Annotated in this window: 11 protein-coding genes; 4 read left to right on the plus strand and 7 right to left on the minus strand. The window is 72.1% G+C overall.

The annotated features are described in order from the left end of the window. The first annotated feature begins 54 nt into the window (after positions 1-54). The 3 genes from cofD to ABGA98_RS02275 all read left to right on the plus strand — a co-directional run bounded on the left by cofD (position 55) and on the right by ABGA98_RS02275 (position 3183). Complete coding sequence (gene cofD / locus ABGA98_RS02265; protein WP_347616476.1) at positions 55-993, plus strand: 2-phospho-L-lactate transferase; 939 nt, start codon at positions 55-57, stop codon at positions 991-993. Continuing rightward, on the plus strand, positions 990-2327 hold the full coding sequence (locus ABGA98_RS02270; protein WP_347616477.1) for a coenzyme F420-0:L-glutamate ligase: 1338 nt from the start codon (positions 990-992) through the stop codon (positions 2325-2327). The genes cofD and ABGA98_RS02270 overlap by 4 nt, the downstream gene beginning before the upstream one ends. Before the next feature lie 91 nt (positions 2328-2418). After that, complete coding sequence (locus ABGA98_RS02275) at positions 2419-3183, plus strand: lytic polysaccharide monooxygenase (RefSeq protein ID WP_347616478.1); 765 nt, start codon at positions 2419-2421, stop codon at positions 3181-3183. Positions 3184-3245: 62 nt separating this feature from the next. On the opposite strand, the gene ABGA98_RS02280 is transcribed toward ABGA98_RS02275, so the two are convergent. After that, positions 3246-3875, minus strand: coding sequence for a response regulator transcription factor (locus tag ABGA98_RS02280; protein WP_347616479.1), 630 nt, complete (start codon positions 3873-3875; stop codon positions 3246-3248). After that, positions 3815-5023, minus strand: a complete 1209-nt coding sequence (locus tag ABGA98_RS02285; RefSeq protein WP_347616480.1) for a histidine kinase — start codon at positions 5021-5023, stop codon at positions 3815-3817. The genes ABGA98_RS02280 and ABGA98_RS02285 overlap by 61 nt, the downstream gene beginning before the upstream one ends. Positions 5024-5041: 18 nt before the next feature. Here ABGA98_RS02285 and ABGA98_RS02290 point away from each other — a divergent pair, with 18 nt between their 5' ends. Continuing rightward, positions 5042-6037 carry a hypothetical protein gene (locus ABGA98_RS02290; RefSeq protein ID WP_347616481.1) on the plus strand — a complete coding sequence of 332 codons (996 nt, stop codon included), beginning with the start codon at positions 5042-5044 and terminating at the stop codon, positions 6035-6037. 144 nt (positions 6038-6181) lie between these two features. Here ABGA98_RS02290 and ABGA98_RS02295 read toward each other — a convergent pair whose 3' ends face one another. The 5 genes from ABGA98_RS02295 to ABGA98_RS02315 all read right to left on the minus strand — a co-directional run bounded on the left by ABGA98_RS02295 (position 6182) and on the right by ABGA98_RS02315 (position 13786). Further along, entirely contained in the window at positions 6182-7930 is a 1749-nt protein-coding gene (locus ABGA98_RS02295; protein WP_347616482.1) for a substrate-binding domain-containing protein, read from the minus strand. Positions 7931-8009: 79 nt separating this feature from the next. Then, positions 8010-10583 (minus strand): bifunctional FO biosynthesis protein CofGH, encoded by a 2574-nt coding sequence (locus ABGA98_RS02300; RefSeq protein WP_347616483.1) that lies wholly within the window; start codon positions 10581-10583, stop codon positions 8010-8012. A gap of 48 nt (positions 10584-10631) precedes the next feature. Further along, the gene (locus tag ABGA98_RS02305; protein WP_347616484.1) at positions 10632-11528 is read right to left on the minus strand and encodes a DNA-3-methyladenine glycosylase 2 family protein; all 897 of its coding nucleotides are present in this window, start codon (positions 11526-11528) and stop codon (positions 10632-10634) included. 30 nt (positions 11529-11558) lie between these two features. After that, positions 11559-12650, minus strand: a complete 1092-nt coding sequence (locus ABGA98_RS02310) for an NDP-sugar synthase (protein WP_347617689.1) — start codon at positions 12648-12650, stop codon at positions 11559-11561. A gap of 20 nt (positions 12651-12670) precedes the next feature. Then, positions 12671-13786, minus strand: coding sequence for a glycosyltransferase family 1 protein (locus tag ABGA98_RS02315; protein ID WP_347616485.1), 1116 nt, complete (start codon positions 13784-13786; stop codon positions 12671-12673). Between the last annotated feature and the right edge of the window lie 86 nt (positions 13787-13872).

The raw sequence follows: 13872 nt of genomic DNA on the forward strand, positions 1-13872 counted from the left end.
GCCAAACCCGGTCCCGGGGCAGGCCTGTCAGAACCCGGTGGAAGACTGGGCCGCATGCACATCGTGTCCCTCGCCGGAGGCATCGGCGGCGCCCGTTTCCTGCGCGGCCTGCGCGCCACCGAGCCAGACGCCTCGATCACCGTCATCGGCAACACGGGTGACGACATCACCCTGTTCGGCCTGCGGGTCTGCCCTGACCTCGACACTGTGATGTACACGCTGGGCGGCGGCATCGACGAGGAACAGGGCTGGGGCCGGGCCAAGGAGACCCACGTCGTCAAGGAGGAGCTGGCGGCCTACGGCGTCGAGCCGCAGTGGTTCGGGCTGGGCGACCGCGACTTCGCCACCCACATCGTGCGCTCGCAGATGCTGGAGGCGGGCTATCCGCTCTCGCAGATCACGCAGGCCCTGTGCACGCGCTGGCAGCCCGGCGTGCGGCTGCTGCCGATGACCGACGACCGCTGCGAGACCCACGTCGTGATCGAGGACGACCGTGGCAAGCGCGCCGTGCACTTCCAGGAGTGGTGGGTACGCCTGCGCGCCTCGGTGCCCGCCCAGTCGTTCGCGCTGGTGGGGGCCGACACCGCGAAGCCCGCGCCCGGCGTGCTGGAGGCCGTCGAGCAGGCCGACGTGGTCATCCTGCCGCCGTCCAACCCGGTGGTGAGCATCGGCACGATCCTGCAGGTCCCCGGCATCCGCGACGCCCTGCTGCCCAAGACCGTGGTCGGCGTCTCGCCGATCATCGGCGGCGCGCCGGTCAGGGGCATGGCCGACGCCTGCCTGACGGCCATCGGGGTGGAGACGACCGCGCAGGCCGTCCTGGAGCTGTACGGCTCCGACCTCGTCGACGGCTGGCTGGTGGCGGAGGAGGATCACGCGGTCGCCCTCGACGGCGTCAGGGTGGTCGCCAGGCCGATCCTCATGCACGACCCCGACGCCGCCGCCGGCATCGCCCGCACCGCCCTCGACCTCGCCCTGGAGCTCGCCCGATGACCCCGTCCCAGCCCTCGTCGCCCGCGACCGCCTCCGACCGGCCGGCGGCTCCCGGGCCCGCGGGCGCCGCGCGGCGGATCGAGGTGATCGCGGTCGCGGGCATCGGCGAGGTGCGGCCGGGCGACGACGTGGCGGCCCTGCTCAAGGACGCCGGGCTGCGTGACGGCGACATCGTGGTCGTCACCTCGAAGATCGTGAGCAAGGCGGAGGGCAGGGTGCGGCAGGCACCCGACCGCGCCCAGGCGATCGAGGACGAGACCGAGCGCGTGGTGGCCCGGCGCGGCGACACCGTGATCTCGCAGACCCGCCACGGCTTCGTCATGGCCGCCGCCGGCGTCGACGCCTCCAACACCGAGCCCGGCACCGTGCTGCTCCTGCCCGCCGATCCCGACGCGTCGGCCAGGCGCATCAGGGCCGGCCTGAGCGTGCGCGCCGGGGTGATCGTCTCCGACACGTTCGGCCGGCCGTGGCGCAACGGCCTCACCGACGTGGCCATCGGGGCGGCGGGCGTGCGGCCGCTCGACGACTTCCGGGGCGCGTCCGACGGCTACGGCAACGAGCTCAGCGCGACGGTCACGGCGCTGGCCGACGAGATCGCGGGCGCGGCCGAGCTGGTCAAGGGCAAGCTCGACGGGGTTCCTGTGGCGATCGTGCGCGGGCTGTCCCACCTGGTCACCGACGACGACGGACCGGGCGTCAGGCCGCTCGTGCGGGCGGCCGACGAAGACCTGTTCCGCTACGGGTCGCGCGACGTCGTGTTCGCCCGCAGGACGATCAGGGAGTTCGCCGACCGGCCCGTCGACCCCGCGGCCGTGCGCAGGGCCGTGGCGGCGGGCATCGCGGCGCCGGCGCCGCACCACACGACCCCGTGGAGGTTCGTGCTGGTCGAGTCGCCCGAGACGAGGACGAAACTGCTCGACGCGATGCGCGAGGCGTGGATTCATGACCTGCGCGGCGACGGGTTCACCGAGCAGTCGATCGCCAAGCGGATCAAGCGTGGCGACGTGCTGCGCAACGCCCCCTACCTGGTGGTGCCGTGCCTGGTGATGGAGGGCTCCCATACCTACCGCGACAAGCGGCGCAACGCCTCCGAAAGGGAGATGTTCGTCGTGGCGACGGGTGCCGGGGTGGAGAACTTCCTGATCCAGCTCGCCGTCGAGGGGCTCGGGTCGGCGTGGGTGTCGTCCACGATGTTCTGCCGGCCGGTCGTGCGCGAGGTGCTCGGCCTGCCCGGGTCGTGGGATCCGATGGGCTGCGTGGCCGTCGGGCACGCGGCCGCGCCGCCGCGCGAGCGGGCGCCGCGCGACCCTGACGATTTCATCGTCACGCGTTGACCGGGTGACGGAACTCCAGTCAGCCGGGCATTTACCGTTAGGAAAGTTTCCTTTACATTCGGCTCATCCCCCCATGTGAAGGAGCCGCCGAATGAGAAGGACGCTGACCTTGTTCGCCGTGGTGGTGGTCGCCTTCGCCACCACGGTGTTCGACACCGCCCCGGCGTTCGCCCACGGCTACGTGAACTCGCCGCCGAGCCGCCAGGCCAACTGCGCCCAGGGCAAGGTGCCCGACTGCGGCAACATCATCTACGAGCCGCAGAGCGTGGAGGGGCCGAAGGGCCTGCGCAGCTGCCACGCCAACCTCCCGCAGTTCGCCCAGCTCAGCGACGAGAGCAAGCCGTGGCCCGTCGCCTCGGTGGGCGGCACGACGACCTTCACCTGGACGTTCACCGTCCAGCACGCCACGCGCGACTTCGAGTACTACATCGGCGGCACGCGGGTGGCCGTCTTCGACGGCGGCGGCCGGCAGCCGCCTTCCACGGTCTCGCACACGGTCGACCTCTCCGGGTTCTCCGGGCGGCAGAAGATCCTGGCGATCTGGAACATCGCCGACACGGCCAACGCCTTCTACTCGTGCGTCGACGTACGCATCGGGGGCGGGAGCGACCCGGACCCCACCGCCACGCCGACGCCCACCCCGACCCCGACCCCGACCCCGACCCCGACCCCGACTCCGACCCCGACTCCGACCGGCACCCCGACGACCCCCTCGGGCACCTGGAAGGCCGGCACGGCGTACACGACCGGCAGCACGGTGACCTACAACGGCGCCACCTACCGGTGCGTCCAGGCGCACACCGCCATCGCCGGGTGGGAGCCGCCCAACGTGCCCGCGCTCTGGCAGCGCGCATAGGGCGTCTGTCGAAGTGAATCGGCCAGGATGCGGCGGGGCCGCGTCCTGGGCCGCCCCGGCGATCAGGGCTCGACTCTGCCGCTCGCCCATGCCCAGGCCGCGATGGCGACGCGGTTTCTGGCGCCGGTCTTGCGCTGGATGACCGCGATGTGGTTCTTCACCGTGCCCGGAGAGAGGAAGAGTTCCGCGGCGATCTCGGCGTTGGTCTTGCCGTGCGCGAGCAGTGCCACGATGTCGTCCTCCCGCTCGGTGAGGACGACGTTCGGCGTCTGGTGTGGCAGGCCGTGCCGGCGCAGCAGCCGGACGGTGAGCTGCGGGCTGATGAGCATGTCGCCGTTCATCGCGGCCCTGATGGCCTCGATGAGCAGAGTGGGGCCGGAGCGTTTGAGGATGAACCCGGCGGCGCCGTGCCGCAGTGCCGCGTGGACGTACTCGTCGAGACCGAAAGTGGTGACGATCACCACGTGGATGCCGGTGTCGGCAAGGGCACGAGCCACCTCGATGCCGTCGGCTCCGGGCATCCGGATGTCGGCGAGCACGACGTCGGGTTTGATCGCCTTGGCGGTGTCGATCGCGGTGCGGCCGTCGGCGGCCTCGGCCACGACGGTCATGTCGGGCTGGGCATCGAGGATCATGCGGAAGGCGCTTCGGATGCCTTCCTGATCGTCGGCGATGAGGATGCGGGTGGACACTCCGGCGATTGTGCCAGCGGCAGGTACGCGGTCAGCGACCACCCGTCCGGTACGGCCTGCGTGACCAGTTCCCCGCCCTGTTCCTCCACGAGTGCGGTCAGGCCGGGCAGGCCGGATCCGCCGCGCCGGCCGCTTCCCGCTCGGGTCACGCCGTCGTTGGTCATGGTGATCTTCAGGAGGCCGGTTCCGGTGCTGATGCCCAGGTCGACACGGCTGGCCTCGGGAGCGTGCCGCCGGACGTTCGTGAGTCCTTCGATCACGATTCGGTAGGCCAGGGCCGCGGTCTCCGCCGGGACCGCCACCTGCGGGTCCATGCCCAGGCGGACCGGTGCGGGTCCGGCGGCGGAGAAACGTTCGGCTGCCTCGCGAATGCCGCTGAGGTCACCGGTGGGGGTGAGAGGCCGATCGCGGTGGAGCATGTCCAGGGTACGGTCCAGCATCGACATGGCGCGCTGGCCTGCGGCTTCGACGCGTTCGAGCGCTTGTAGCGGATCGCCGGCGATCCTGCCCGCCTGGGCGTGCGCCACCATTTCGCTGATGTCGTGGGCGACGAAGTCGTGCAGGTCTCTGGCCAGCTGGAGTCGCAATGCGGTGCGGGTGCCGGCCACGGCGCGGGCCTGTCGTACATCGAGAAAACGCAGATAGCCGCCCACAGCGGCGGCCAGGAGCGCGCCCGATCCCCAGAACGCGCACACGCCCAGCCCTTCCAGCGCTGAGGCGGGAGTGAAGGAGCGCAGCAGCCAGGTGGCCGCGGCCAGGCTCGCCGTGGGCGCGGCCACCGCCGCCCGCCGTGCCGGTGCGTACCGGATGACCAGGCCGACCAGCGCCATGAGCGCCAAGCTCTCGATCATTCCCAATACGGCGGCGCCCGGTGCGGACTGCGCCATGCCGATGACGTGAGCCAGCGTGACGGCCAGCGAGCCGACGGCCGCCACACACGTCAGCGCGGGCAGACCCGACCTGAGCGATGACCGCCACAGCACCGCCGCAGTCGCTGCGACGGGAACCAGCAGCGATATCGACACGGCAATCCACATCAAGCCCACCAGACCGACGATACGACCACCCTGGCATCCGGCCACAGTGCCGTTCGGCACCTGTACCGGCGGCCGGAGGTGCCGTTCGGCATCTGGGCCGCTGGGCTCCACCCGGAGATGCTGATCAACATGACAACCATCACTTCTGCCTGGCGAGGCTATGCGACGGCACTGTGGGCGCTGGTCTATGGACTGCTCGGCTCGGCGTGGGCGCTCGGACTGCCCGGCTTCCCCTGGGGTGCCTCCGACCCCGACCCGGACGGGGCACTGTCCATCCTGGCCGGCACGACACCACGTTTCGGATGGTGGATCGCCGCCTTCAGCCTGCTCACCGCGGTGACCGCGTTGGCGCTCACGCGCAGGAGCGAACGTCGAGCTCCGTTGTTCTTGGCCTGGCCGATCGCCGCGATCCTGGTCCTGGTGATTCCCGACTCGCGGCTGATGATGGGCGTCGCCTACACGCCGCTCCTGCTGGTGGCGCCGGTCTTCGGCTGGGGCCTGGGCGGCGCCACGTTCGCCGATGCCTGGCCATGGCCCGTACTGAACCAGCTCGTCTGCGTGCTGGGCGGACTGCTGCTGGCCGCCGCGGCGCTGGCGTATGGCCGTAGCCAGGCCGGCACGCGCTGGTTCACCCCGCAGCGGGGCCGCACGGCCGTGTACGTGGCCGTCGTCGTGCCTCTCGTGTACTGCGCCACCCGGTGGGCCTGGGCACTGGGCATCCCCCTCGGTGTGAGCCCGGAGTTCCTGGCCGAAGGTGAGGACGGCCTGTGGCTGGCGGGCGCCTATCTGGCGACCTTCGGCGCATTCGGCGGCGTACTCACCCTCGGGCTGACCCAGCGGTGGGGGGAGATCTTCCCGCGCTGGATTCCCGGCCTGCGCGGCAGGCGGGTACCGCCCCTGCTGGCGGTCATCCCGGCTGGATTCGTCTCGATCATCGTGACTGTGGCCGGGCTGACCTACATCCGGTGGACGATCGCCGGCCGGTTCGCCCTGTCCGAATGGGGTGCCTGGCTACCGGAGTGCTTCTGGCCGATTTGGGGCGCCGCGCTGGCCATCGCCACCGTCTCCTACCACCTGCGCCGCAAGGACGACGCAAACGGGGTAGCTGCCGGTATTCGTCACTGACGTGTTGCCGCAGCCGAACCTGATCGCGGTGACGGGGCCCGGAAGACGTCGGCGAGCACCGCGGGCAACCGGTCAGGCAGGATGTGCCGATCGCGCTGATGATGGCGCCCCAGCCCTTCAGGAAGAGACTTGTAGGCGCGGGCCTCAGGTCGTCGGCTTGCAGGTGGGGTGGCACAGGCGGCGGGCCAGGGCGGCGAGGAAGACGTCGATGATCTCCTCCGGCTCCTTCGCCGCGTGCAGCGAGCCGTTCGTGGCGGCCGCGATCTGCGACAGGCTCGCCCGCTCCACGTCCTTGCCGAACGCGATGATGATGATCTGGACGGGCCGGTCCGGGTTCCACCCGTCCCGCAAGGCCTGGAGAAGCCCCGCGAGGTCGGTGCCTTGACCGTCGTCGCGGCCACCGGTGATCACCAGGAGCGTGTTGTTCATGTCGTCGCGGTAGTCGCCGGTGACCTTGCGGAAGCCGCTCAGTATCGAGCCGTAGAGCGAGCTCTTCGTCTTCGGGTGGGCGGTCATCGTGCTGGTCAGCTCGTCCAGCCGGCTGCGCCGGATCACCTGCCCCGACTCAGGTTCGTTGATCGGCCCGAGCGTGACCCGCTCCCGGTAGCCCTTGATGCCGCCGAGCCGGTCGGCGAACTCCCAGAAACCCATGTGCGTGGAGTCGGGGAACAACCGCAGCCCGATCTTGGCCGCGTCCAGCGCCACCCTGATCTTGGTCTTGCCGTCCAGCTTCTCCGCCATGTGCTTGGAGGCGTCGGTCAGCACCAGGATGTTCGTCGGCGGGGCCAGCCTGCTCCAGGCGGCCAGCGCCGCGTCGATGTCCTGCGGCGACACCGACGGCCTCGCCCTCGGAGCGGCCGAGGGGATCTGCGGCCCGGCAGAGATCGGCCCCTGCCGCCCGTCGCCCGACCTGAACCCGGCCCGCCGTACGATCTCCTGGGCCTGCGGCCCCTCCAGCCAGCCGGCGAAGGCCGCGGACGCCTCCGCGACCGCCGGGTCGGTGGCGGTGACCACGTACGGATAGTCGAGGTTGATCGTGCCCTCGCGCGGGTGCAGCGCCACCACCGGGTCGTCCGACGGGCGCAGGTTGTGCTGCCGCACCGACTGCTCGGGGACGATCACGACCGGTCGTTTCCAGAGCGCGCGGTCGTCGACCGCGTCCAGCATGCTGCGGTAGTCGGGGGCCGAACCGGCCTGCGCCCACCGTACGAACGCGGTCAGCGCCTTGTCGGCCTCCGGGCCCGTGCCGACGACGTCCCTGGCGGCGGCCACCGTGGCGATGCCCGCCCCGGCGAGGGACGGGTCGGGCACGCGGACGATGTCGGGCTCGTCCTCGGTGGGCGTCAGGCGCCCGCGCACGGTCGAGGGGAAGACCATCCGCCAGTTCATCTCGGTCCTGCCGACGGAGAACCGCTCGGCCAGCGACTGGCGGGTCGCGAACACGAGCGGCGACGTGGCCACCACGCTCTCGCCCGCGGGCAGCGCGCTCGCCCCTTGCTGGCGGGCCAGCCTGATCCACGCGGAGGAGTCGGCGATCCAGCCGTCGGGCCGCTCGCGCAGCACGCCCGCCCGGTCCCCGATCAGCGTGCGCAGGACGGTGGCCGGCGGGTGCTCGGTCACCTGGACCAGCACGCACCGGCCGCCGACCGCCGTCTTCGTCTCGTTGAACCGCCCCGCGGCCTCCATCGCCGCGGGGGCCACGTCGACGGCTGCCGCCACGCTCACCAGAACAGGCTCTCGTGCGCTGCACAGCACGCCCCCGCCGCCGAGCACCGCGACGGCGCCCGCCGCGACGATCGCCACGGCCGTGAGCGTCGCCAGCATGCCCCGCCGGAACGCCTTCCTGCGCCGCCGCTCAGGGGGCAGCGCGGCACGGTGCCGACCCAACCGCACGGTGAACCTCTCTCCGGGGAGTGACGATTCTTCCAGCGCCTCCCGTGGCGGGCGCAAGGCTTGTTAGAACATGTTATAACTAGGCGATCGGAAGAGACCTTCTGACGCTCTGGCACACGCCGTCACTCGCCTGCGAGGCCCGCAGCCGCTCCGCCGCCGGAGTCGCGTACTCCGTCGTGCGCTGCCTGGCCGGGCGGCCCGTGGCCTCGACCATCTCCCGCAGCTCGCTGATGGTCTTGTAGGAGCCGTTCTCCGAGCCGGCCATCCGGCTGATGGTCTCCTCCATGAGCGTGCCGCCGAGGTCGTTCACGCCGCCCTGGAGCACCTGGCGGCACAGGTCGTCGCGGAGCTTGACCCAGGAGCACTGGATGTTCCTGATCGCGCCGTGCAGGAGCAGCCTGGCCAGGGCGTGCACGGCCCTGTTCTCCTGGGCCGTGGGGCCCGGCCTGGCCAGGCCGGCCAGGTAGATGGGGGCGCTGGTGTGCACGAACGGCAGCAGCACGAACTCCGAGAACCCGCCGGTCCTCTCCTGGAGCCGCCGGATCAGCTTGATGTGCCTGACCCAGTGCAGGTGGTTGTCGACGTGCCCGTACATCATGGTGGACGTCGTGGGGATGCCCACCTCGTGGGCCGTGGTGATCACCTCGACCCATTCGGCGGCCGGCAGCTTGCCCTTGGTCAGCACCCACCGCACGTCGTCGTCGAGGATCTCGGCCGCAGTCCCGGGCAGCGAGTCGACGCCTGCCTCCTTGGCCGCCTCCAGCCAGGCGCGGACGGACATGTTCGTCCGGCTCGCGCCGTTGATGACCTCCATCGGGGAGAACGCGTGCACGTGCATGCCCGGCGTCCTGGCCTTCACCGCCCTCGCGATGTCGAAGTACGCCGTGCCGGGCAGGTCGGGGTGGATGCCGCCCTGCATGCACACCTCGGTCGCCCCCGCCTCCCACGCCTCCTGCGCCCGGTCGGCCACCTGGTCGAGGCTCAGCGTGTACGCGTCGGCGTCGGTCCTGCGCTGGGCGAACGCGCAGAAGCGGCAGCCGGTGTAACACACGTTCGTGAAGTTGATGTTCCTGTTGACGACGTAGGTCACGTCGTCCCCGACCGTCTCCCTGCGCAGCCCGTCGGCGATCGCGGCCAGCTCGTCCAGCGCCTCGCCCTCCGCCCCGAGCAGCGCGACCGCCTCGGCGTCCGTCAGGCCCGCGGGATCCGCCTCGGCCCGCCTGAGCGCCGCCCGCACCTCGCCGGGCGTCGCGCCCCCGCCCCTGGCCGGCGTGGCGGGCTCCGGGACGAGGCGGTCGCGCAGTGCCGTCCAGTCGCCGTAGACGTGGTCGAAGTCGTCGCGCCGGTCGCTGGTCCGCCCGGTCGTGTCGACCTCGACGTGCAGATCGACCCGGCCCGACGCGGTGAACCCCCCGTCGGGCTCCTGCCAGGGCAGCCCGCGCAGGACGGCGTCCTGCCTGGCCAGGCCCGTGGCCGGGTCCGCCAGGGCGGCCACGTGCCCGAGCAGCCGCGGGTCGAGCCAGGGCTCCCCCGCCAGCACGTACTCGGGATAGATCGTCAGCCGCTCCCGCAGCAGGAAGCCCTCATCGGCGGTGCGGGCCGCGAGGTCGTCGATCTGCGGCCAGGGCCGCTCCGGGTTCACGTGGTCGGGCGTGAGCGGCGACACCCCGCCCCAGTCGTCGATGCCCGCCCGGATCATGAGCGCGTACTCGGCGTCCACCAGGTTCGGCGGCGCCTGGAGGCGGACGCGGGGCCCGAGGACGAGGCGGGCGACGGCGATGGTGGCCGCCAGCTCGTGCAGGTCGGCGTCGGGCAGCCCGCGCATGGCGGTGTCCGGCTTGGCGCGGAAGTTCTGGACGATGACCTCCTGGATGCCGCCGTACTCGCGGGCCACCCGCCGGATCGCGAAGATCGACTCCGCCCGGTCCTCCACCGTCTCGCCGATGCCGATGAGGATCCCGGTCGTGAAGGGCACGCCGCTGCGGCCGGCGTCCTCCAGTACCCGCAGCCGCACGGCCGGATCCTTGTCCGGCGAACCGTGATGGGGCTGCCCCTTCTCCTCGAACAACCGCCGCGACGTCGTCTCCAGCATCATCCCCATGGACGGCGCGACGGGCTTGAGCCGCTGCAGGTCGCGCCAGCTCAGCACCCCCGGGTTCAGATGCGGCAGCAATCCGGTCTCCTCCAGCACCCTGATCGCCATGGCCCGCACGTAGGAGAGCGTGTCGTCGTAGCCGTGCGCGTCGAGCCACTCGCGGGCCTGGCGCCAGCGGTCCTCCGGCCGGTCGCCCAGCGTGAACAGCGCCTCCTTGCACCCCATCGCCGCCCCCTGCCTGGCGATCTCCAGCACCTCGTCGGGGCTCAGGAACGGCGACTCCAGCTTGTGCGGCGCGGTCGCGAACGTACAGTAACCACACCGGTCCCGGCAGAGCCGGGTCAGCGGGACGAACACCTTCCTGCTGTAGGTGATGACGCCCTCGCGGCCGGCGGCCGCCAGCCCGGCGTCACGTACGCGGGAGGCGTGGTCGAGCAGGGCGTCAAGCTGCTCGCCCCGGGCGTGCAGCAGGACAGTCGCCTCGGCGACGTCGATGGCCTTGCCGTCGCGGGCGCGGGCGAGAGCACGGCGGAGCGCGGAATCGCTGACGAGACTCATAAGGGCACAGTACGTGGGGCTGAGTTCGCCGCTCGCACCCAGGGCGGCTCAGAACGCGCGGTAGTCACGCGCGGGCATCCGCGGCCCGCGGGCCGGCGGGCGCAGCCCGGTGAGCCAGACCAGCACCGCGGCGCGGTGCCGATGCCCTTCGTACGGCTCCAGCAGCCGCAACATCCCCTGATCGTCGGTCTTCTCCCCCGTCAGCGCGTAGCCCACGAGCTTGGCCAGATGGAAGTCGCCCACGCTCACCGCGTCGGGGTCGCCGAATGCGCGCTGGCGCACCTCGGCCGAGGTCCACACCCCGATCCCCGGCAGCGCCCGCAGCAGCCGGTCGAGCTCTTCCGTGGTGGCGGCGGCCTCCAGCTTGGCGGCGTGCCAGGCGGCGTTCGCGATGGTCCTGGCGCGCACGGCCTCGGCGCCCGCGCGGTGCCAGTGCCAGCTCGGGATCTGCCGCCACACCGCGGTCTCCGGCACGACCCGCATCCCTTCGGGAGCGGGCCCCGGCGCGGGCTCGCCGTAGCGGGTCAGCAGCCAGCGCCAGGCCCGCCACGCCTCCTGCCCGACGACCTTCTGCTCCAGCACGGCGGGGACGAGCGCCTCCATGACGCGGCCGGTCCTGCCGATCCGCAACCCCGGATTTCTGCGTACGGCCTCCGCCAGGACCTCGTGCCTGGCGCTGAAGCCCGCAACGTCGTCATCAGCCCCGAGCAGCGCCGGCAGCGTCTCCAGCGCCCACTCCGCGCCCGGCCCCCACGCCCGCCCGTGCACGGACCGGCCGTCGACGCTCACCCGCAGCGTGCAGGGCCCGTCGGGGGTCCTGGACGTGCGCCACACGACGCCGTCACGCCCGCGGCGCCAGGTGGGGTCGCCGCCACCACGCCGGTGGGGCTGCAGGGCCAGCCCCACGTCAAGCGGCCCGCCGGGCTCCCACCTGCGCTCCTTCACCCTTTCAGTGTGCCGCGAGCGTGCGGCGTCTCAGACGTCGCTGGAATAGCGCACCGCGCATTCGGGCAGCGCGATGTCGGGCCAGACCCGCACGCCGTGCTGCAGCTCGTTGCCCGGCCCCACGACGGCCCGGTCGCCGATCACCGCGTCGTGCACCGCCGCGCCCGCGCAGACCCGCGCCCCCGTGCCCACCACGGAGTCGGTCACGACGGCGCCGGGCTCGATGACGCAGTCGTCGAGCAGCACCGAGCCGGCGACCGAGGCTCCGGCGCCCACCACGACCCGCGCGCCCACGGCCGTGCCGCCCTGCACCTTGGCCTCCGCCGAGATCCGCGCCCCGTCGAGCGCCAGGTATTCGCCCGTGGCCCCGGGCAGCGCGGGCGAGGCTAGCCGGCCCAGCACCAGGTCGCGCGACCCGCGGACGAACGCGGCGGGGGTGCCGACGTCGAGCCAGTAGCTGCGGTCGGCGTAGCCCAGCACGAGCTCCCCCGACTCGATCAGCCCGGGGAACGTCTCCCGCTCCACCGACACGACCTCGTCGCGCGGGATCGAGTCGATCATCGACCGGGTGAAGACGTAGCAGCCGGCGTTGATGCGGTTGGTCACGGGGTTGGGGGTCTTCTCCAGGAACGCGGTCACCCGCCCGGAATCGTCGGTCGGCACGCATCCGAATCGGGTGGGATCGTCCACTTCTGTCAAATGGAGCGTTACAGCGGCCCGTCGTGCGAGGTGTGTGCGCACCTGATCGCCGATGTCGTGCCCGGACAGGATGTCGCCGTTGAGGATGAGCACGGGGTCGGAGGGGTCCGAGGTGAGCGCCTCCGCGGCGTTGCGGATCGCGCCGCCCGTGCCGAGGGGTGACTCCTCCGTCATGTATTCGAGCGAGAGCCCGAACGCCGACCCGTCGCCGAAGGCGGGCTCGAACATCGCCGCCTTGTAGGACGTCGCGAACACGATCCGGCGCACGCCGAACGATCGCGCCCGGGCGAGTTGGTGGGCCAGGAACGGCACCCCGGCGGTCGGAAGCAGCGGCTTCGGCGTGCCCAGTGTCAGCGGACGCAGGCGCGTGCCCTGCCCCCCGACCAGGAGGATCGCCTCGAGGTCCGGCAAAGAGCTCTCCATCACTCCGTGAGGTTACCGAACTATTCGATCGCGCGTTGATAGGAGCTGAGATGCGCCTCGGCCGAGGCGTCCCAGGTGAATTCGCGGGCGCGGGCCAGCCCCGCCTCCCGCAGCTGCCGCCTGCGCTCGGGCGCGGCGAGCAGCTGTCCGAGCGCCGCTCCGATGCTGCCGGCGTCGGGCTCGGTGTAGGCGACCGCGTCGCCGCCCACCTCGGGCAGCGACGAGCGCTGGGTGGTCAGCACGGGCGCGCCGCAGGCCATGGCCTCCAGCACCGGCAGCCCGAAGCCCTCTCCCCGCGAGGGGAAGGCCACGACGAGCGCCCCGCCCAGGAACCCCGGCAGATCGGACGCCCCCAGGTAGCCGGGCCGTACGACCTTCACGGTGGCCTCGACCTCGCGGCAGGCGGCGTCCACCTCGTCGTCGTGCACGCCGCCGCCGAGCACCAGCGCAGGGGGCCGCTCCAGCGTCGCGACGGCGGAGGCGAAGCCGCGGATCAGGTTGGGGACGTTCTTACGGGGGTCGAGCGCGCCCAGGAACGCCACGTAGGGCTGCCCGTGCAGCCCGCAACGCAGGGCCGCCCGGCGGATCTCCTCCTCCGACGGCGGGTGGAACTGCGCCAGGTCGACGCCGTGGTAGGCGACGTCGATGCGGGTGGGGTCGGCGGCGAGCACGCGCACCAGCTCGTCCCTGGTCGCTTTCGACGGCACGATGATCCGCCGGGCGCGTCGCACGGCCGTACGGGTGGCGGAGCGGAAGAACGACGCCCGGGGGCGGTGCCGGTCGGGCTCGGTGAACCAGGTGGCGTCGTGCACCGTCACGACCGTCGGCAACCCTGAGCCGAGCGGGATGGTGTAGTAGGGGGCGTGGATCACGTCCGCGCCCGCCTGGCGGGCCAGCAGCGGCAGGCCCGTCTGCTCCCAGGCGAGCCTGGCCGCCCTGTTGGTGATCGCGACGGGCCCGGCGATGACCTGCGCCGAGGGCGCGAGGCGCCGGTATCGCTCGGCCTCGGACCGCTGGCAGACCACCGCCACGTCCGCCCCGGCCCGGTGGAGCCCGGCCACCAGCCCGTCCACGTATCTGATCAACGCGCCGCGGTCCGCGGGGACCGCCGCCGCGTCAACGAGCACTCGAGGCATACGAAGATCTTCTCCCCTCAAGATCCACGCGGGACCCGGCAGGTCCCCCTCTGGACTTCAGCCTATGGCCAGCGTCCCCTCAATCG

The organism is Nonomuraea sp. B1E8 (assembly GCF_039871515.1).
GTDB lineage: Bacteria > Actinomycetota > Actinomycetes > Streptosporangiales > Streptosporangiaceae > Nonomuraea.

What these genes read in the sequence shown, in the direction of transcription:
- ABGA98_RS02300 (WP_347616483.1), bottom strand. Translation starts at nt 10,583, where the DNA reads ATGAGTCTCGTCAGCGATTCCGCGCTCCGCCGTGCTCTCGCCCGCGCC.
- ABGA98_RS02315 (WP_347616485.1), bottom strand. Translation starts at nt 13,786, where the DNA reads ATGCCTCGAGTGCTCGTTGACGCGGCGGCGGTCCCCGCGGACCGCGGC.
- ABGA98_RS02310 (WP_347617689.1), bottom strand. Translation starts at nt 12,650, where the DNA reads ATGGAGAGCTCTTTGCCGGACCTCGAGGCGATCCTCCTGGTCGGGGGG.
- cofD (WP_347616476.1), top strand. Translation starts at nt 55, where the DNA reads ATGCACATCGTGTCCCTCGCCGGAGGCATCGGCGGCGCCCGTTTCCTG.
- ABGA98_RS02290 (WP_347616481.1), top strand. Translation starts at nt 5,042, where the DNA reads ATGACAACCATCACTTCTGCCTGGCGAGGCTATGCGACGGCACTGTGG.
- ABGA98_RS02275 (WP_347616478.1), top strand. Translation starts at nt 2,419, where the DNA reads ATGAGAAGGACGCTGACCTTGTTCGCCGTGGTGGTGGTCGCCTTCGCC.
- ABGA98_RS02270 (WP_347616477.1), top strand. Translation starts at nt 990, where the DNA reads ATGACCCCGTCCCAGCCCTCGTCGCCCGCGACCGCCTCCGACCGGCCG.